This is a genomic window from Shewanella hafniensis, from assembly GCF_019655335.1.
Taxonomy (GTDB): domain Bacteria; phylum Pseudomonadota; class Gammaproteobacteria; order Enterobacterales; family Shewanellaceae; genus Shewanella; species Shewanella hafniensis.
In genome coordinates this window covers 1-301 of record NZ_BPFD01000284.1, presented here as the reverse complement: position 1 = coordinate 301, position 301 = coordinate 1, and the positions used below count along the sequence as shown (strand labels likewise).

The 301-nt window shown below is 50.8% G+C and carries 1 rRNA gene; it reads left to right on the top strand.

The window, feature by feature from the left end:
* Window positions 1–301, top strand: a 23S ribosomal RNA gene (locus K5Q99_RS22280); the annotation flags it as partial.

Genomic DNA, 301 nt, shown 5'->3' with positions numbered 1-301 from the left:
CGATGGGAAACAGATTAATATTTCTGTACTTCCGCTAACTGCGATGGAGAGACGGAGAAGGCTAGGCTAGCGCGGCGTTGGTAGTCCGCGTTTAAGGTGGTAGGTGGTGTTCTTAGGCAAATCCGGGAACACGTACTTTGATGTACACACTGAGAGCTGATGACGAGGTCCTAAGGGACTGAAGTAGTTGATGCCATGCTTCCAGGAAAATCTTCTAAGCTTCAGGTTAGCGGGAATCGTACCCCAAACCGACACAGGTGGTCGGGTAGAGAATACCAAGGCGCTTGAGAGAACTCGGCTG